Origin of the sequence: Exiguobacterium sp. s129 (assembly GCF_018617585.1) — a bacterium.
GTDB lineage: Bacteria > Bacillota > Bacilli > Exiguobacteriales > Exiguobacteriaceae > Exiguobacterium > Exiguobacterium aestuarii_A.
In genome coordinates this window covers 169772-188678 of the sequence record NZ_JACSKL010000003.1, presented here as the reverse complement: position 1 = coordinate 188678, position 18907 = coordinate 169772, and the positions used below count along the sequence as shown (strand labels likewise).

Here is an 18907-nt window from a genome sequence, read left to right as displayed (position 1 = left end):
TTGACGCTCGAAAAAACGAATCGCATGAACTATCTCATCGATTTCTATCAAGCGCTCCTCACACCGAAACAGCGCAACTATATGTCTCTTTATTACCTAGATGACTACTCGCTCGGAGAGATAGCGGAAGAGTTTGAAGTCAGCCGTCAAGCGGTCTACGATAACATAAAGCGTACAGAAACGATGCTTGAACAGTACGAGGAAAAGCTCGCTCTATTCGAAAAATTCGAACAGCGTCAGCAACTTCTTCAGACCCTCAAACGTCAAGTCGAGCTCACGGATGACGTGCAGGCTACGATTTCTGCGCTTGAGAATTTAGAGTAGGGGGCTGGAGCATGGCATTTGAAGGATTATCAGAACGGTTGCAATCGACGCTTTCAAAGATGCGCGGTAAAGGGAAAATCTCTGAGGCTGATGTCAAAGAGATGATGCGTGAGGTTCGCCTCGCCTTACTAGAAGCCGACGTCAACTTTAAAGTGGTCAAGCAATTCGTCAATGACGTGAAAGAACGTGCGGTTGGTCAGGATGTCATGAAATCATTGACGCCAGGTCAACAAGTCGTCAAAATCGTTCACGAAGAGTTGACGAATTTGATGGGAAGCGATGTCGTCCCGATCTCATTCAGTCAGAAACCACCGACAGTCGTCATGATGGTCGGTCTGCAAGGGGCAGGTAAGACGACAACGACCGGGAAGCTAGCGAACTTGATTCGCAAAAAGCATAACCGCAGTCCACTTCTCGTCGCGGCGGATATTTATCGTCCGGCGGCAATCAAGCAGCTCGAGACACTCGGGAAACAACTCGATTTACCGGTCTTCTCACTTGGCGATCAAGTGAAGCCAGAAGAGATTGTGACGAAAGCGCTCGAGTACGCAAAAACAAATCATCACGATTTCGTGTTGATCGATACGGCGGGTCGCCTTCATATCGACGAGACGCTCATGGGTGAGCTCGAAAATGTGAAGACGATTGCCAAACCAAATGAAATCTTCCTTGTCGTCGACTCGATGACAGGTCAAGATGCGGTCAATGTGGCCGACAGTTTTAATGAGAAACTCGGAATCACCGGGGTCGTGCTCACAAAGCTCGACGGAGATACACGAGGCGGGGCAGCCCTTTCGATTAAGGCAGTCACGGGAGCGCCGATTAAATTCGTCGGTCTCGGCGAAAAGTTGGATGCCCTCGAACCATTCCATCCAGAACGCATGGCGTCACGGATCCTTGGAATGGGGGACGTGCTCTCGCTCATTGAAAAAGCCGAGACACAGATGGACCAAGACGCAGCGAGAGAGCTAGAAAGCAAAATTCGTGACGCGTCATTCACGTTCGATGATTTCATTGAACAGTTGGGTCAAGTGAAAAACATGGGCCCGATTGATGAATTACTTTCGATGTTACCTGGTGCAGGTAAGATGAAAGGGTTGAAAAACGTCCAAATCGACGAAAAACAACTCGATCACGTCGAAGCGATCATTCGCTCGATGACAAAACATGAGCGCGCCAACCCGGAAGTGCTCAATGCGAGTCGTCGGAAGCGAATCGCAAAAGGGAGCGGTCGCTCGATTCAAGAAGTGAACCGTCTCATCAAACAGTTCGATGACATGAAGAAGCTGATGAAGCAAATGTCAGGACAAATGAAAGGGAAGAAAAAGGGCCTCGGTCTTCCATTCTTCTAACAAAAACTTTTGTCAGTCGAACGAAAAAGCTGTATACTATAAAAGTTGTCAATTCTTAAACACATGATGGAGGTATATTACCATGGCAGTTAAAATTCGTCTTAAGCGCATGGGCGCAAAAAAATCACCTTTCTACCGTATCGTTGTAGCAGACTCACGTTCACCACGTGACGGTCGCTTCATCGAGCAAGTTGGTCACTACAACCCGGTTGCAAAACCAGAAGCTGAAGTTCGCATCAACGAAGAACTCGCTCTCAAATGGTTGGCAGACGGCGCGAAGCCATCTGACACAGTACGTAACTTGTTCTCTAAAGCAGGGATCATGGAGAAATTCCACAACGCGAAAAACGCGAAGTAATGATGTGGCCGACCTTTTCTGAGGTCGGCCTATTTTGTTGAGGAGGGAACGCGAATGGATTGGTTATACGTTGGGAAAATCGCCAATACGCACGGCCTTAAAGGGGAAGTGAAAATTTTGGCGGCGACAGATTTTCCGGAAGAACGCTTTAAAAAAGGAAACACGTTGTTCCTTGACGTGGACGGAACGAAACAAGAGATGACGATCACGACGTATCGTCCGCACAAGCAGTTCCATCTCGTCACGTTCAAAGGGTTTGAGAACATCAACCTCATCGAAAAATATAAAGGGTTGAAGTTATATGTCCATGCCGAACACGTGCATGATCTCTCGGAGAACGAATATTACTATCATGAGATTATCGGTTGTGAGGCAATCGTCGATGGCGAGTCGATCGGTGTGATCGATGATATCTTTGAGACGGGTGCGAACGACGTATGGGTCATCAAACGCCCAGGTAAATCGGACGCCCTCATCCCTTATATCGAATCGGTCGTTAAAGAGATTGACGTCGAAGCAAAACGTGTCGTCATCACACCGATTCCTGGAATGATTGACGATGAAGATTGATGTGTTGACGTTATTCCCGGACATGTTCAAGACGCTCGACCATTCCATCGTCGGCCGCGCGAAAGCGCTCGGACAAGTGGAGATGTCGTTCATCAATTTCCGGGATTTTTCAACGAACAAGCATCATAAAGTCGACGATTATCCGTACGGAGGAGGGGCGGGCATGTTGCTCACCCCACAACCAATCTTCGATGCGTTTGACTCGATCGAGGCGAAGTCACCACGTGTCATCCTTACGACACCGACCGGAAAACCGTTTAATCAGCAGATGGCGGAAGAATGGGCCCGGGAAGAACATCTGATCTTTTTGTGCGGGCATTATGAAGGATTCGACCAGCGTATCCACGATGAACTGGCGACAGACGAAGTGTCGATTGGCGACTTTGTCTTGACGGGTGGCGAACTCGCGACAATGGCGATGATTGATGCGACGGTGAGACTGCTCCCGGACGTCCTCGGCGATCAGGCGAGCCATGAGGACGATTCGTTCTCAACCGGTCTACTTGAATATCCGCACTATACACGCCCTGCCGATTTTCGTGGGTTGAAAGTACCGGATGTACTCCTTTCTGGAAATCACGCCCGCATCGAGACGTGGCGACGCGAACAATCACTCGAGCGAACGTATCGACGTCGACCGGATTTACTCGAGCAACTCGAGCTGACAGAAGACGATAAAAAATTTCTCCAATCGTTGCGCGATTGAGAAATATATGCTATGTTTGAGCATGTGGGTTAAACCCATCGATTACCGATGTTCCGCTATTGGATGCTTGGGCATATGAAGATATGAACATTGAAGAAAAAGGAGATATGATTCATGAACACACAAAAACTGTTCCGTGAAATCACAGAAGAACAATTCAAATCGGACGTACCTGCTTTCCGTCCTGGTGACACAGTACGTGTCCACGTTAAAGTTGTAGAGGGAACGCGTGAGCGTATCCAGATCTTCGAAGGTGTTGTAATCAAGCGTAAAGGTGGCGGCATCAGCGAAACATTCACAGTCCGTAAGATTTCTTACGGCGTAGGTGTTGAGCGTGCATTCCCGCTTCACTCACCACGCGTTGCACAAATCGAAGTCGTACGCTACGGTAAAGTTCGCCGTGCGAAACTTTACTACCTCCGTAACCTTCGCGGTAAAGCAGCACGTATTAAAGAAATCCGTCGTTAAGATGGGAATTAAGCTTGTCGCTTGCGACAAGCTTCTTTTTTTCTAGTACAATAAGTTCAAATGGATAGAGGAGTGAGTGAAGTTGAAAGAAGTGTTTAGTTGGCTCAAGGCCATCGTTGTCGCTCTTGTCATCGCGTTCGTCATCCGGACGTTCATCTTCGTTCCTGTCATCGTTGAAGGGGAGTCGATGATGCCGACACTCCACAATGCGGATCGAATGATCGTCAGTAAAATTTCGAACTATGTTGGTGAGCTAGACCGAGGTGATATCGTCGTATTCCATGCGACAGAATCAAAAGATTATATTAAACGTGTCATCGCCATTCCAGGCGACACGCTCGAATATCGAGATGACGTGCTCTATATTAACGGTGAAGCGGTAGAAGAACCGTATTTAGACGAGTTCCGCGCACAGATGAACGGGTTCCCGCTGACGGAGAATTTCACGCTTGAACAAGTGACAGGCGAGTCAGTCGTCCCTGAAGACTCATACTTCGTCATGGGAGACAACCGTCAAAACTCGAAGGACAGTCGTGAAATCGGATTTGTGTCGAAAGAGGAGATTGTCGGTAAGACGAACTTCATCTTCTGGCCGCTCGACGATGTTGGCACGGTAGAAGATTAAGGTGGTGCTTTTTTGGCAATTCAATGGTTTCCTGGCCACATGGCCAAAGCAAGAAGACAAGTAACTGAAAAATTAAAATTGATCGATGTCGTCATCGAGCTCGTGGATGCACGCGTGCCACAATCGAGCCGTAACCCGATGGTCGATGAGATCACGGCAGGCAAGCCGCGACTCATCGTCCTCAACAAAGCGGACATGGCCGACCCGGTCGTGACGGACGCGTGGTTACGTGCCCTGAAGCGAGAAGAGGTCGAAGTCGTCGCAGTTGATGCGAAGCATAGCAAAGGCTTGAAACAGCTCATCACAGGCGCTCAAAAGTTGATGCAAGAAAAACATGATCGCATGCGTGAAAAGGGACGTAACCCTGGCCCGATTCGTGCGCTCATCATCGGAATCCCGAACGTCGGGAAGTCGACGCTCATCAACCGTCTCGCAGGTCGTAACATCGCCATCACAGGCGATCGACCGGGTGTGACGAAGCGTCAACAGTGGATCAAGATGAAGGGTGGCGAGATGGAGCTCTTAGATACGCCAGGTATTCTCTGGCCGAAGTTTGAGGACCAACTCGTCGGATATCGTCTCGCCGCGACCGGCGCTATCAAAGACGAGATTCTCAATTTAGATGATATCGCCTTGTATACGGTTCGTGAGTTGCATGCTCGTTATCCGGAACAATTAAAGGAACGATTCAAACTCGAAACGTTACCGGAGGACGGCGTGGAACTCCTTGAGATGATCGGGAAAAAGCGTGGTCTCATCAGTGGCGGTTACGTCGATTTTGAGAAGGCGAGCGAACTACTTTTGAATGAACTACGGCATGAAAAAATCGGACGGATCTCGCTTGAGACACCGGCTGACCATGAAATGGCGTAAAGTCCTGTGTAAACAGGGCTTTTTTGAATAGGAGGAAGAACGTGACGATTCAACAGATTAAACAACAACTAGCGGACATCCGATATGAAGAATGGGTACAAATCTTCCCGACCTTGTCACAAGACCCCCGAGCAGGCGTGCAAACGTTGCTTCGGCAAAAAGAGCGCCAATTCGAGCGAGAACAAGCATTACAAGAGGATTTCGAGCGTCGAATGTCATATGAACGTGAATGGAAGTCACAAGGATTCACCCGAATTGTAGGAGTCGATGAGGTCGGACGTGGACCGCTCGCAGGACCGGTCGTGGCGGCTGCCGTCTTACTACCGGAAGGGTTTTATATCGCAGGGTTGGACGATTCGAAGAAAATGTCGAAAACGGCGAGAGACACGGCATACGATCACATCATGGAAGTCGCGAAAGTTGGTGTCGGAATCGTCGATCCTGCGGTAATCGATGAGGTCAACATCTATGAGGCGACGAAGCTCGCGATGATGGAGGCGATTCGTCAAGTCGGGGAGGTCGATGCTTTATTGATTGACGCCATGAAACTGGACCTCGACATTCCTCAGCAGTCCTTGATTAAAGGGGACACGCTCAGCGTCTCAATCGCTGCGGCGAGTGTTGTCGCTAAGGTCGTCCGGGACCGGATGATGGAAGAATACGACCGGACGTATCCCGGTTACGGGTTTGCCAATAACGCCGGGTATGGGACAGAGGCTCATTTAGAAGGATTGAGACGTTACGGGGTGACACCGATCCATCGTCGTACATTCGCCCCGATCAAGCATATGTGAAAGGAGTGATGGCGTTGCGCATCGATCATCAAGGAGTTTTACCATTCAAAGTGGCCGAACAGACGTCGCGACCGCTTTTGCTCGGGAATACAATTGTCGGGAAGGTGCTACAACTTCTGCCCGGCAATGAGGCGGTCATGCAGTTGCCGCAAGGAATCTTTCGGGTAGGTATCAATGCGAACGTGAAAGAGAACGTGACGTATAAGATGATCGTCACGGACGTCGAGCCGAAGCTCGTCTTGAAAGTCGTCCCACAAGCGTCAGAAGCGCTCATGCCTTCCAAATCACCTCTCCAGACGTTAGGGGAACAACTTGCCCGTTTCATTCGCGAACCGATTCCGACACCAGAATCGGTCAAGACAGCCGGGAAAACGATGCTAGAGAGCGGAGCGGGGTCTGATGTAAAGGCGCTCGTCGGCGAGCTGTTCAAGGCGAAAGGCGAGCCGAAGTTCGAGCAGTTCGTGCGAACCCAGGAAGCGTTCAATGCGACCCAGAGCCCCCCGTTCGTCGCTCAAGCATTTCACATACCGCATTTAGGTCCGTTTGAACACGTTCAACTTCGTTTAGAAGCACCAAAACGAGAGGCGATTGATTCTGATCATGCTCGAATCGTCTTGTTTCTTGAAACGCCGCGATTCGGCGAAACAGGAATCGATGTGTTGATTCAAAAACGGTATGTATCCGTTCGGGTATTTAATGAGACTCACGATTTAAGTCCATACGTTCGTACATACGAACCGCTTCTAAAAGAAGGGTTGAAACGTGTCGATTTCGATTTGTCTTCTTTTTCATACGAAGCAAAGCGTGAGCGTGTGCCAGAGACATTTGCGCCTCTCGGAAAGGTGGATCTCCAAATATGAACGATCCAAAGAAAGCAATCGCTCTGTCATATGAGCAATCAATGGATGCCCCGCACGTCGTGGCGAAAGGGATGGGGATTGTCGCTGAGCGGATGCTTGAGATTGCCCAAGCGAACGGAATTCCTGTTCATGAGGACCCGGCACTCCTCTCCTTACTCTCAGCATTAAACATCGAAGAGCAGATTCCGGAGGACGTTTATCAAATCATTGCCGAACTTTTTGTCTTTCTTTATCAGATGGAACAAGATAAAATTTGATTTGTCTAGGGTTATATGTGAAAAAAAGATGAAAACTTAAAGCAAGAACGATAGACAGCGCTTTCAGTTTTTCGTTACAATAGACGTGCCGATATTAAAGGGGACTAAGGGGGAAAACATATGAATATCCATGAGTATCAGGCGAAAGAATTGCTAAGAGAGTTTGGGGTAGCCGTTCCGACGGGTTATCCAGCCTTTACTGTTGAAGAAGCTGTAGCAGCAGCTGCTAAGCTTGACGGTGAGTTGAAAGTTGTAAAAGCTCAAATCCACGCAGGTGGACGCGGTAAAGCAGGTGGCGTCAAACTTGCGAAGACAGATGAAGAAGTGAAGCAATACGCGACAGAAATTCTCGGAAAAACGCTCGTGACACACCAAACAGGTCCGGAAGGAAAAGTTGTCCAGCGTCTCTATATCGAAGAAGGTTCTGCGATTGACCAAGAATTTTACTTAGGACTCGTGCTTGACCGTTCGATCGGCCGAATTGTCATCATGGGTTCATCAGAAGGTGGTATGGACATCGAGGAAGTCGCTGAACATACACCTGAGAAGATTCATAAAGAGATCGTCGATCCGGTTGTGGGCTTGCGTCCATTCCAAGCACGTCGTCTCGCATTCCAAATGGAAGTCCCGACGAAACTTGTGAACAAGTTCAGTGACATGGTCATGAAGTTGTACAAAGTATATGTCGAGACAGATTGCACAATCGCGGAAATCAACCCGCTCGTCACGACGAAAGACGGAAACGTCATCGCGCTCGATGCGAAGTTGAACTTCGATAGCAACGCACTTTATCGTCACTCAGATATCCTTTCGCTTCGTGATACGACGGAAGAAGATCCACGTGAAGTCGAGGCATCAAAACATGACCTCAGCTATATCGCACTTGATGGAAACATCGGTTGCCTTGTCAACGGTGCAGGCCTTGCGATGGCAACGATGGATATCATCAAACATTACGGCGCTGAACCCGCTAACTTCCTCGATGTAGGTGGCGGTGCGACGAAAGAAAAAGTTACAGAAGCGTTCAAATTGATTTTGTCTGATGACCAAGTCAAAGGAATCTTCGTTAACATTTTCGGTGGAATCATGAAGTGTGACATCATCGCAGAGGGGATTGTCGCAGCTACGAAAGAAATCGGACTCGACTTGCCACTCGTCGTTCGCTTAGAAGGAACGAACGTTGATGCCGGGAAGCGCATTCTCGATGAATCTGGACTTGCGATCACGACAGCTAGCTCGATGGCTGACGGTGCGGAAAAAATCGCAGCACTTGTTCGATAAGGGGGAAACGACATGAGTATTTGGGCGAATAAAGATACGAAAGTCATCATTCAAGGGATTACAGGGAAACAAGGTTTGTTCCACGGTGAACAGATGCTTGCTTATAACACGAAATTAGTCGGTGGGGTCACGCCAGGTAAAGGTGGTACGACCGTTCTCGATAACGTTCCGGTCTTCAACACAGTCTCTGAGGCGGTCGAAGCGACTGGTGCAAACGCATCAATCATCTACGTACCACCAGCTTTCGCAGCTGACTCGATCATGGAAGCGGCGGACAGTGGCATCGAACTCATCATCTGTATCACTGAAGGCATTCCTGTAGTGGACATGATCCAAGTGAAACGTTATCTCGAAGACAAGCCGGCTCGCTTGATCGGACCGAACTGTCCTGGAATCATCACGCCAGGAAAAGCAAAACTTGGAATCATGCCTGGCTATATTCATACGAAAGGGCATGTCGGAATCGTGTCACGTTCTGGAACACTCACGTATGAGGCGGTTCATCAGTTGACGACGGCAGGGATTGGTCAATCGACAGCTGTCGGAATCGGGGGAGACCCAGTCAACGGAACAAACTTCATCGATACGCTCAAAGCGTTCAACGAAGATGAGGACACGAAAGCTGTCATCATGATCGGGGAAATCGGTGGAACAGCTGAAGAAGAGGCGGCTGAATGGGTGAAAGCGAACATGACGAAACCAGTCATCGGCTTCATCGGCGGACAGACGGCTCCTGAAGGCAAACGTATGGGACATGCCGGCGCAATCATCTCAGGTGGTAAAGGGACGGCTGCTGAAAAGATAAAGACGTTGAACGCGAATGGAATCGAAGTAGCTGAAACACCAGCTGTCATCGGTGAAACGTTGATTCGTGTCTTGAAAAATGAAGGTCTATACGAAGCGTGTGTCACGGGTCAACCGACGACATAAGAATCATGAGGGATGCTTGCATCCCTCATTTTTTTAAAGGAGAGATTGTGATGAATCAAACAATAGCTCGGTTTGCCGCTGCACGAATTCCGGTTGAGTTTGTGCATCATTATTTGAACGGGACGCTAGAAGCACATCGCACTCATTTTTCTTCACATGTCTGGAAGCGAGCTCATTCTGCGCTCCGCTCGTCCGAATCGTATTCCCGCTTCGTCACTTGGGAAGATGAAACGTTCCCGAAACGATTGCTCGAGATTCCTAACCCGCCGTACTGTTTGTTTTACGATGGAGATTTAGAGGTACTACAAGAAAGAACGACCGCGATGGTCGGAAGTCGTGAATTGAATCGAATTAGTCAATCGTTAGTGCAACACTATCACTCTTTAATAGAAGAAACTGTTTCCGTTTCAGGTGGAGCGCTTGGCATTGATGGTCTTGTCCACGCACACGCGTTAAATAAACATCGTCCGACCGTGGCGGTGCTCGGAGCTGGACTGAACAACCTCTATCCAGCAGCGAATCGACAGTTGCTCTTGAGGATTCCGAAGCAAGGGATTCTCTTAAGTGAGTATGCCCCGAACACACCTGTTCAAAAATTTCAATTTTTGGAAAGAAATCGATTGGTGAGCGGTCTCGGTGACACGCTCGTTGTCTTACAGGCGAGACGAAAGAGCGGAACGATGAATACGGTCGGACACGCGCTAGAGCAGGGAAAGACGGTGTTCGCCGTACCCGGTTCACCGCTTGATCCATTGGCGGAAGGACCGAATCGATTGATTGAAGAAGGCGCGATTCCATTGACGAATTCCGATCAAATTATTCGAGATCTCAGGATTGTACGTTGACAAACCGGTGAGAACATGAATATTATGGTAGGGATTTAAATGACCTCTAAAAGGGGAGCAGATGTATGGCAAAATATTTGGTGATCGTTGAGTCACCTGCGAAAGCAAAAACAATTAAACGTTATTTAGGTCCGAATTATATGGTCAAAGCTTCGATGGGACACGTCATCGATTTACCGAAGAGTCAACTCGGTGTAGACGTCGAACACGACTTTGAACCGAAGTATATTACCATCCGTGGTAAAGGACCCGTATTGAAAGAATTGAAGACAGCGGCGAAAAAAGCCACAAAAATCTTTCTCGCAGCCGACCCCGACAGAGAAGGGGAAGCGATTGCCTGGCATTTGGCTCGCGCACTCGGCGTAGATGAAACGACTGAATGTCGTGTCGTCTTTAACGAGATCACAAAAGATGCAATTAAAGAATCATTTAAACATCCACGTAAAATCAATCATGACCTCGTCGATGCGCAACAAGCACGACGGATTTTAGATCGTCTCGTCGGATACGGGATGAGTCCGTTATTATGGAAGAAAGTCAAAAAAGGACTATCTGCCGGACGAGTTCAGTCAGTTGCCGTGAAGATGATCATCGACCGTGAACGCGAGATCAATGCGTTCGACCCAGAAGAATATTGGACGATCAAGCTCGACTTGAATCATGACGGGGAGACGTTCGAGACTTCATTTTACGGAAAAGATGGGAAAAAGATGGAATTGAAGTCGGAAGAAGACGCTCAAGCCGTCCTTGATGCCATCAACGACGAATTCAAAGTCATCGACGTGACGAAGAAAGAACGTAAACGCAACGCTTCGTTGCCGTTCACGACAAGTTCGTTGCAACAAGATGCGGCACGTAAATTGAATTTCCGTGCGAAAAAGACGATGATGCTCGCCCAACAATTATATGAAGGAATCGACCTCGGTAAGAAAGAGGGAACGGTCGGTTTGATTACGTATATGCGTACAGACTCGACACGAATCTCGGACTTGGCGAAGGGAGAGGCGAAAGAATACATCGAATCGACATTCGGTGAAGAATACGTCGCCTCACAGAAGCAAAAGGAAAAGAAAGCGGCCAACGCACAGGATGCGCACGAAGCGATTCGACCGACTTCTGCACTCCGCGACCCCGCTTCTTTAAAACCTTATTTGTCTCGTGACCAGTTACGTCTTTATAAATTAATTTGGGAACGTTTGATTGCGAGTCAAATGGCACCTGCTGTACTCGATACCGTCAAGATCGATGTAGAGTCGAACGGGATGATTTTCCGTGCGAATGGTTCGACCGTCAAATTCCCAGGTTTCATGAAAGTGTATATCGAATCGAAAGATGATGATATCGAGGACGCGAACCAAGAGAAAGAAGGCTTACTACCACCTCTTGAAGTCGAAGATACGGTCAGCTTTGAAGCGATTGAGCCGAAGCAACACTTCACGCAACCACCACCTCGTTACACGGAAGCACGACTCGTCCGCGCGATGGAAGAGCTCGGTATCGGTCGCCCGTCAACGTATGCGCCGACACTCGACACGATTCAGCGTCGTGGTTATGTCGTCTTAGAAGAGAAGAAGTTCCTTCCGACAGAGCTCGGGGAACTCGTCATTGAAATGATTGATGAATATTTCAATGACTTCATCACCGTCCAGTTCACGGCCGATATGGAAACGCTCCTTGACTCGATTGAGCATAAAGAAGTGGAGTGGACAGAAGTCGTCGCCCCAATCTATCGTTCATTTGAGAAACGCTTGAAGCGTGCCGAAGAAGAAATCGAAAAGATTGAAGTGAAAGATGAGCCTGCGGGAATCGATTGTGAAGTTTGTGGTTCACCGATGGTCATCAAGATGGGTCGATACGGTAAGTTTATGGCTTGCTCGAACTTCCCGAACTGTACGAACACGAAACCAGTTCAAGTTGAGATTGGTGTCCCTTGCCCAGACTGTAAGGACGGACAAATCGTGGAACGTCGTAGTAAAAAAGGTCGCCTCTTTTATGGCTGCTCGAACTATCCAGAATGTGAGTTCGTCTCATGGGATAAACCGGTTGCGAAACCGTGCCCAGTATGCGACAGTTTGATGGTCGAGAAGAAAATTAAAGACGGCGTGAAATATCAATGTACGAAATGTACCCATACCGAGGTACATCAGCAAGAGGAGGATTAATGTTGCAACAACGTGTAACTGTAATCGGAGCCGGTTTGGCCGGTTCCGAAGCGGCTTGGCAACTCGCCAAGCGCGGCATTCAAGTAGATTTGTATGAAATGAGACCGGTCCGTCAAACACCGGCGCACCACACGGATCAATTCGCGGAGCTCGTTTGTTCGAACTCGCTTCGGGCGAACGGCCTTCAAAACGCGGTCGGCGTCTTGAAAGAAGAGATGCGTACACTTGACTCACTCATCTTGAAAGCGGCAGACACGGCAAGCGTCCCAGCTGGTGGCGCCCTTGCTGTGGACCGTCATGAGTTTGCTGGATTCATCACGGAGAAGTTGAAGAACCATGAAAACGTCACGGTGCATACCGAGGAATTAAAAGAAATTCCTGAAGGGATCGTCATCGTCGCGACAGGGCCATTGACGTCTCCAGATTTATCGGCATCGCTCAAAGCGTTCACAGGGGAAGATTATCTTTACTTCTACGATGCAGCCGCTCCAATCCTAGATGGCGATACGATCGATCGCGATAAAGTGTATTTGAAGTCGCGTTATGATAAAGGTGAAGCCGCATACTTGAACTGTCCGATGACAGAAGAAGAGTTTGACGTCTTTTACGAGGAATTGATCAAGGCGGAAGTCGTTCCGTTAAAAGAGTTCGAAAAAGAGATTTACTTCGAAGGTTGTATGCCGTTTGAAGTCATGGCAGAGCGTGGGAAGAAGACGCTTCTCTTCGGACCGATGAAGCCGGTCGGTCTAGAAGATCCGAAGACGGGTAAACGTCCGTATGCGGTCGTTCAACTTCGTCAGGACAACTCAGCAGGAACGCTTTATAACTTGGTCGGCTTCCAGACGCATTTGAAGTGGGGCGAACAGAAGCGTATTATCCGTCTCATCCCTGGACTCGAAAATGCAGATATCGTTCGTTACGGTGTCATGCACCGTAACACGTTCATCAATTCACCGAGCTTGTTGAAACCGACGTATCAGGCGCGCACGCGTGACACATTATTCTTTGCCGGTCAGATGACAGGTGTAGAAGGATACGTGGAGTCAGCAGCGTCAGGATTGTTGGCGGGAATCAATGCAGCGAAGATGATCGCAGGAGAAGAGCTCGTCGTTTTACCACGTGAAACGATGCTCGGTTCGATGGCGCACTACATCACGACGGCGGACGGGAAGCACTTCCAGCCGATGAATGCGAACTTTGGATTGGTCCCATCTTTAGAGGACGCTCCGAAGAAAATGAAAAAACAAGAACGGTACGAGCGTTACGCCAACCGTGCTTTAGAAACGATTCAACAGTTTAAGGACCTTTGAACAGGAGAGCCAGTTTTTGGCTCTTTTGTTTTGAAATAAAGTTTCAATTGTGTATTTTGTTTCATACTTTGAAAATTTTCAGATTATTGAACGACTATCTATTGTCACCATACATTCTGTATGCTATGCTAATTTCGATTTGACGAGAACATGCGTTTTTACGTGTCATCGAGGAGGCGATAAAATGGGATTCTTAGAGGATCGACAATCATTTTTACGCTACTGCCAAATTGAACGTCGACTGTCTCCTCATACGAAACGCTCCTACGAGCAAACGCTCGATCAGTACGCCGCATATTGCCAATCGACGCATCAAGATCCCTATGATGCACAGACGGCGCGGCGTTATTTATATGTCCTTTATGAGAAACAATTGGCCGCGTCTACGGTGTCCCAGAAAGTATCTTGCCTTAAACAGTTCGGGAAATATATGGCGAGAGAACATGGGGGAGAGCCCTTGTTCCACGACCTGACTTCACCGAAAAAGCGACAATCCTTGCCGACGTTCGCCGTACCGTCCGAAGTCGAACGGTTGTTAGAGGCGGCTTCCATGCAAGACGACCCTTTTTTACAGGCGAGAGACGTGGCAATTATTGAGGTGTTGTATGGAACGGGAATCCGTGTCGCAGAGCTTTGTGGGATGAACCTATCCTCCTTTGACGATGTCTTATCTTTCGTCCATGTGATGGGGAAAGGAAAGAAAGAACGGTACGTTCCAATCGGTCAATATGCCGTACAAGCATTGAAGCGCTATGTAGAAATACGGAAAGACGTCGGACTCCCGACGGAAAACGCATTATTTTTGAGTCAAAAAGGGAATCGGATGACAACAGACCAAATTCGGTATGTCATGAAGCGTTTGAGAAAAGACAGTGGGGTACATAAGCCGTTGACCCCTCACTCGTTGCGACATAGCTTTGCAACGGACCTATTGGAGCGGGGAGCGGATTTGCGCGCCGTTCAAGAATTGCTCGGTCACGAGTCCTTGTCGACGACCGGACGCTATACCCACGTATCGACTGAACGACTACGTTCGATTTATCAAGCGACACATCCAAGAAAGTAGGAGGTTACGATATGTTTCATGCAACAACGATTTTTGCAGTTCGACACAATGGCCAATGCGCGATGAGTGGAGATGGCCAAGTCACATTCGGGAATGCCGTCATCATGAAAAATAAAGCGAAGAAAGTCAGACGCCTATACGGCGGGAAAGTCGTTGCCGGTTTTGCAGGTAGCGTAGCCGATGCTTTCACATTGTTTGAAAAGTTTGAATCGAAACTTGAAATGTATAACGGTAACTTACCGCGTGCTGCGGTCGAGCTTGCCAAAGAGTGGCGCGGGGATAAAATCTTGCGGCAACTCGAGGCGCTATTGATTGTGATGGATGCTGACCATTTACTGCTCGTCTCTGGGAATGGAGAAGTGATTGAGCCGGATGACGGTATCCTTGCGATCGGTTCGGGTGGAAATTACGCACTCGCAGCAGGGCGTGCGCTCGTCCGCCATTCCGCTGAGAAGTCAGCAGAAGCAATCGCTCGAGCCGCTCTCGAGATTGCCGGTGAGCTTTGCGTGTATACGAATGATCAAGTCATTGTAGAAACGATCGGAGGCGATGCTGAATGAATCGAGAGTTGACACCAAGACAAATCGTATCGGAACTGGACAAGTTTGTAATCGGTCAGAAGGACGCCAAACGAGCTGTATCGATTGCATTGCGTAATCGTTATCGTCGCCAGAAATTAAGTGCAGACCTTCGTGATGAAGTCACACCGAAAAACATTTTGATGATCGGACCGACTGGGGTCGGGAAGACCGAAATCGCACGTCGTTTAGCGAAGTTGGTCGGGGCACCGTTCGTCAAAGTGGAAGCGACGAAATTTACGGAAGTCGGTTACGTCGGTCGTGACGTCGAGTCGATGGTACGAGATCTCGTCGAAGCATCCGTTCGTCTCGTGAAAGAAGAGAAGAAAGAAGACGTGAAGGAGCCGGCAGAGCGAGCGGCGACAGAACGATTATTAGATGCCTTACAAGGGAAAGCGAAAGCCGCACCGAGCGCGTCAAACCCGTTCGAGGCGTTGTTCGGTGGGCAGACACAACAGCCTGAATCGACAACGGATACGTCAAAGAATGACCGGGCACAGCTTCGCCGTCTTCTCGAGCTCGGTGAACTAGAAGACCGAGTCATCGAAGTTGAGCTTGAAGAAAAGCAAACGATGGATTTGTTCCAAGGGCAAGGAATGGAAGGATTATCGAACCTTCAAGATATGCTCGGACAAATCGTTCCGAAGAAACGGAAGCAACGGAAGTTGACCGTCCGTGAAGCGAGACCGCTTCTCATAGCGGAAGAAGCTGAAAATCTTCTGGATTTGAACGAAGTACATGATGAAGCGGTGCAGCGTAGTGAACAGATGGGCATCATCTTCGTCGATGAAATCGATAAGATTGCAACGAAGTCGCAAGACCATGCTGGTGTCTCTCGTGAAGGCGTGCAGCGCGATATCCTTCCGATTGTCGAAGGGTCAACGGTCGTCACGAAGTACGGACCGGTCAAAACCGATCATGTTCTCTTCATCGCAGCTGGAGCGTTCCATATGGCCAAACCGTCTGACTTGATTCCAGAGTTGCAAGGACGCTTCCCGATTCGTGTCGAATTAAACAGCTTGACGGAAGAGGACTTCGTCAAAATCTTGACAGAACCATCTCAGGCGTTAATCAAACAATATACCGCATTATTGGAATCGGAAGAAATCACGGTCCGATTCACGCATGAAGCGATTGAAGAAATCGCAAAAATTGCGACACATGTCAATCGTGAGACCGATGACATCGGCGCGCGTCGCCTTTATACTATTATGGAACGCGTGTTAGAAGATCTTTCATTTGAAGCGGCAGATATGCCGCAAACAAGCGTGGAGATCACTCCCGCTTATGTACAAGCTAAAGTTGGGTCGATCGCGGATGACCGAGACCTCAGCCAATATATTTTATAAGATTCTGTATGCACATACAGGGAGGAAATAGACATTATGAATTTACTAGACAAAACTCGCCAATTAAACACGATGCTTCAACAAGAAGCGAGTGCGCACGTTGATTTTAAAGAAATGGCGGATAAAATGCGTGAAGTGCTTGAATCCAATACGTTTATCGTGAGCCGTCGTGGTCGCCTACTTGGCTTTGCGATCAAACAACAGATTGAGAATGACCGCATGAAGGCATTTCTCGTTGATCGACAGTTCCCGGAACCATATGCTTCAAACTTGTTCAATGTGAAAGAAACGACAGCGAACATCGATATTGACAGCGAGTATACAGCGTTCCCTGTAGAGAACCACGATTTGTTCCTCAACTCAAAGACGACGATTGTCCCAATCATCGGTGGTGGTGAGCGTCTTGGGACGCTAGTGTTAGGTCGATTGGCTAACGAGTTCACAGAGGATGACCTCGTCCTCGCAGAATATAGTGCGACGGTCGTTGGCATGGAGATCCTTCGTGAGAAAGCGGCAGAAGCAGAAACGTCAGCCCGTAAAAAAGCTGTTGTTCAAATGGCAATCAATTCATTGTCGTATTCAGAGCTTGAAGCGATTGAACACATTTTCGAAGAGCTCGGCGGAAACGAAGGGCTGTTAGTCGCTTCCAAAATTGCCGACCGTGTGGGAATCACGCGCTCTGTCATCGTGAACGCACTTCGGAAACTTGAAAGTGCAGGTGTCATTGAATCACGTTCATTAGGAATGAAAGGAACGTATATCAAGATATTAAATGATAACTTCTTGTTTGAATTGCAAAAACTGAAATCAAACTGAAACACAACTTTAGATGTGCATTTTCCATTGAAAACACTATAAAAAGGGACTTTGTTCCTAAAAAACCGCTTTCTTTATTGAGGAAGCGGTTTTTTTTAGTGCAAAAGTAATCATTTTCAGGATTTGTCGTTAATTCGACAAAAAGATGCGAAGCCATTTACCTATGTTTTAAAAAATATCTTTCAGAACTGTTACAGATTTGTTTCAATGAAATAGTAGAATTTCCAAATCAGGTATATATCAGTAATGAGTATATGAAAGCGAGTGAACGCCGTGAATTGGATTGGTAGTGACTATCAATTACTCAAGCAAGCCGTCAATCATGCAGTCCTCAATCAAAAAGTGATTAGTCATAATCTTTCGAATATCGATACGCCAAACTTCAAGGCAAAGCAAGCCGCGTTTGAACAGACGCTCCAAAGCGAGATGCGACTGAAACTCCAAGGTGGGCGCCCGAGTGATTCGACGCAGTCTACTGTCGTCGATCGTGCAGGAGGGGCGATGCGAAGTGATGGCAACAACGTCGACTTAGATTATGAGATGAGTGAACTGGCACGTAATCAACTCCAGTATGAGGCGATGATGGAGCAATTAAATCGCAGGCTAGGTGGGTTGAAATCTGTTATCCGAGGAGGTCGTTAATCGATGGGGATGTTTGATAGTTTTCATATTTCAGCTACTGCTTTAACGTCTCAACGTTTGCGGATGGATACGGTATCGGCGAACATTGCCAACGCTCAGACGACTCGAGGAAAACTTGTCGATGGGGAGTGGCAACCGTACACGAGAAAGATGACGGTATTACAGGAAGCACCTTTCCGTAAACAGTTAAATGCCGTCAATGGTGGGGTTCAGGTAGCTCAAATCATTGAGGACGATGCACCGTATAAGCTTGCTTACAATCCAAGTCATCCTGATGCAGACGAGCGGGGATATGTCCAAATGCCAAACGTTGATCTACTTAAAGAAATGGTCGACCTTATGGGTGCGACCCGCTCTTATGAAGCAAACATTGCCGCGATGAACGCATCAAAAGCGATGCTCGTCAAAGCGATGGAGATTGGAAAAGGATAAGGAGTGACGAAGGATGCAAATTAATCCAATTCAATTGATGAGCCCAGAAATCACGCCATCAATGAACAAAACGAACCCATCTCAATTCGGGTCATATTTGAATGAAGCGATGAATGCATTGAACGAGACGCAACAAGCGACGAGTCAAGCCCGTCAAGATTTAGCTGTCGGGAAAGCGGACCTTCATCAAGTTATGATCCAAAGTGAAGAGTCGTCGATTGCGATGCAACTTGCCATCGAGGTGAGGAACAAGGCTGTTGAAGCCTATCAAGAAATGATGCGAATGCAAGTTTAATTGTAGAGGATGAC

General features: G+C 48.1%; 23 protein-coding genes. All 23 read left to right on the top strand.

Features of this window, described 5'->3' with window-relative positions:
* The 23 genes from KNO92_RS05535 (at nt 1) to fliE (ending at nt 18893) form a co-directional block, all read left to right on the top strand.
* On the top strand, nt 1-324 hold the full coding sequence (locus KNO92_RS05535) for a putative DNA-binding protein (RefSeq protein ID WP_074034780.1): 324 nt from the start codon (nt 1-3) through the stop codon (nt 322-324).
* Nucleotides 325-335: 11 nt separating this feature from the next.
* Complete coding sequence (ffh, locus tag KNO92_RS05530) at nt 336-1676, top strand: signal recognition particle protein (protein WP_074034778.1); 1341 nt, start codon at nt 336-338, stop codon at nt 1674-1676.
* 82 nt (nt 1677-1758) lie between these two features.
* The gene (gene rpsP, locus KNO92_RS05525; protein WP_015881366.1) at nt 1759-2034 is read left to right on the top strand and encodes a 30S ribosomal protein S16; all 276 of its coding nucleotides are present in this window, start codon (nt 1759-1761) and stop codon (nt 2032-2034) included.
* 54 nt (nt 2035-2088) lie between these two features.
* The gene (gene rimM, locus KNO92_RS05520) at nt 2089-2604 is read left to right on the top strand and encodes a ribosome maturation factor RimM (protein ID WP_074034776.1); all 516 of its coding nucleotides are present in this window, start codon (nt 2089-2091) and stop codon (nt 2602-2604) included.
* Nucleotides 2594-3310 (top strand): tRNA (guanosine(37)-N1)-methyltransferase TrmD, encoded by a 717-nt coding sequence (trmD, locus tag KNO92_RS05515; RefSeq protein ID WP_214691801.1) that lies wholly within the window; start codon nt 2594-2596, stop codon nt 3308-3310. The genes rimM and trmD overlap by 11 nt, the downstream gene beginning before the upstream one ends.
* A 114-nt stretch (nt 3311-3424) precedes the next feature.
* Entirely contained in the window at nt 3425-3778 is a 354-nt protein-coding gene (gene rplS / locus KNO92_RS05510) for a 50S ribosomal protein L19 (RefSeq protein ID WP_015881369.1), read from the top strand.
* Between the two features lie 82 nt (nt 3779-3860).
* Nucleotides 3861-4403: a signal peptidase I gene (gene lepB / locus KNO92_RS05505; protein ID WP_074034770.1), complete on the top strand. Its 543-nt coding sequence runs from the start codon at nt 3861-3863 to the stop codon at nt 4401-4403.
* A gap of 12 nt (nt 4404-4415) precedes the next feature.
* On the top strand, nt 4416-5276 hold the full coding sequence (gene ylqF / locus KNO92_RS05500; RefSeq protein WP_214745483.1) for a ribosome biogenesis GTPase YlqF: 861 nt from the start codon (nt 4416-4418) through the stop codon (nt 5274-5276).
* Nucleotides 5277-5317: 41 nt separating this feature from the next.
* A complete protein-coding gene (locus KNO92_RS05495) occupies nt 5318-6070 on the top strand; it encodes a ribonuclease HII (protein WP_214760376.1) in 753 nt (250 codons plus the stop codon).
* A 14-nt stretch (nt 6071-6084) separates the two neighbouring features.
* Entirely contained in the window at nt 6085-6930 is an 846-nt protein-coding gene (locus tag KNO92_RS05490; protein ID WP_214760373.1) for a hypothetical protein, read from the top strand.
* Complete coding sequence (locus KNO92_RS05485; RefSeq protein ID WP_214760371.1) at nt 6927-7187, top strand: EscU/YscU/HrcU family type III secretion system export apparatus switch protein; 261 nt, start codon at nt 6927-6929, stop codon at nt 7185-7187. The genes KNO92_RS05490 and KNO92_RS05485 overlap by 4 nt, the downstream gene beginning before the upstream one ends.
* 120 nt (nt 7188-7307) lie before the next feature.
* Nucleotides 7308-8468 carry an ADP-forming succinate--CoA ligase subunit beta gene (gene sucC / locus KNO92_RS05480; RefSeq protein WP_214760368.1) on the top strand — a complete coding sequence of 387 codons (1161 nt, stop codon included), beginning with the start codon at nt 7308-7310 and terminating at the stop codon, nt 8466-8468.
* A 12-nt stretch (nt 8469-8480) separates the two neighbouring features.
* Nucleotides 8481-9398, top strand: a complete 918-nt coding sequence (gene sucD / locus KNO92_RS05475; RefSeq protein ID WP_214760366.1) for a succinate--CoA ligase subunit alpha — start codon at nt 8481-8483, stop codon at nt 9396-9398.
* A gap of 50 nt (nt 9399-9448) precedes the next feature.
* Complete coding sequence (gene dprA, locus KNO92_RS05470; RefSeq protein WP_214760364.1) at nt 9449-10243, top strand: DNA-processing protein DprA; 795 nt, start codon at nt 9449-9451, stop codon at nt 10241-10243.
* Nucleotides 10244-10308: 65 nt separating this feature from the next.
* Nucleotides 10309-12405: a type I DNA topoisomerase gene (gene topA / locus KNO92_RS05465; RefSeq protein WP_214691807.1), complete on the top strand. Its 2097-nt coding sequence runs from the start codon at nt 10309-10311 to the stop codon at nt 12403-12405.
* Nucleotides 12405-13715, top strand: coding sequence for an FADH(2)-oxidizing methylenetetrahydrofolate--tRNA-(uracil(54)-C(5))-methyltransferase TrmFO (trmFO, locus tag KNO92_RS05460; protein ID WP_214691808.1), 1311 nt, complete (start codon nt 12405-12407; stop codon nt 13713-13715). The genes topA and trmFO overlap by 1 nt, the downstream gene beginning before the upstream one ends.
* 184 nt (nt 13716-13899) lie before the next feature.
* Complete coding sequence (locus tag KNO92_RS05455; RefSeq protein WP_214691809.1) at nt 13900-14781, top strand: tyrosine-type recombinase/integrase; 882 nt, start codon at nt 13900-13902, stop codon at nt 14779-14781.
* Between the two features lie 11 nt (nt 14782-14792).
* Complete coding sequence (hslV, locus tag KNO92_RS05450; RefSeq protein WP_214691810.1) at nt 14793-15341, top strand: ATP-dependent protease subunit HslV; 549 nt, start codon at nt 14793-14795, stop codon at nt 15339-15341.
* The gene (gene hslU, locus KNO92_RS05445; protein WP_214691811.1) at nt 15338-16708 is read left to right on the top strand and encodes an ATP-dependent protease ATPase subunit HslU; all 1371 of its coding nucleotides are present in this window, start codon (nt 15338-15340) and stop codon (nt 16706-16708) included. Before hslV ends, hslU begins: the two co-directional genes overlap by 4 nt.
* A gap of 36 nt (nt 16709-16744) precedes the next feature.
* Complete coding sequence (codY, locus tag KNO92_RS05440) at nt 16745-17524, top strand: GTP-sensing pleiotropic transcriptional regulator CodY (protein ID WP_214691812.1); 780 nt, start codon at nt 16745-16747, stop codon at nt 17522-17524.
* 273 nt (nt 17525-17797) lie between these two features.
* Complete coding sequence (gene flgB / locus KNO92_RS05435) at nt 17798-18166, top strand: flagellar basal body rod protein FlgB (protein ID WP_214760362.1); 369 nt, start codon at nt 17798-17800, stop codon at nt 18164-18166.
* Nucleotides 18167-18169: 3 nt separating this feature from the next.
* Nucleotides 18170-18598 (top strand): flagellar basal body rod protein FlgC, encoded by a 429-nt coding sequence (gene flgC / locus KNO92_RS05430; protein ID WP_074034731.1) that lies wholly within the window; start codon nt 18170-18172, stop codon nt 18596-18598.
* 13 nt (nt 18599-18611) lie between these two features.
* On the top strand, nt 18612-18893 hold the full coding sequence (gene fliE / locus KNO92_RS05425; protein ID WP_214760359.1) for a flagellar hook-basal body complex protein FliE: 282 nt from the start codon (nt 18612-18614) through the stop codon (nt 18891-18893).
* Nucleotides 18894-18907 lie beyond the last annotated feature (14 nt).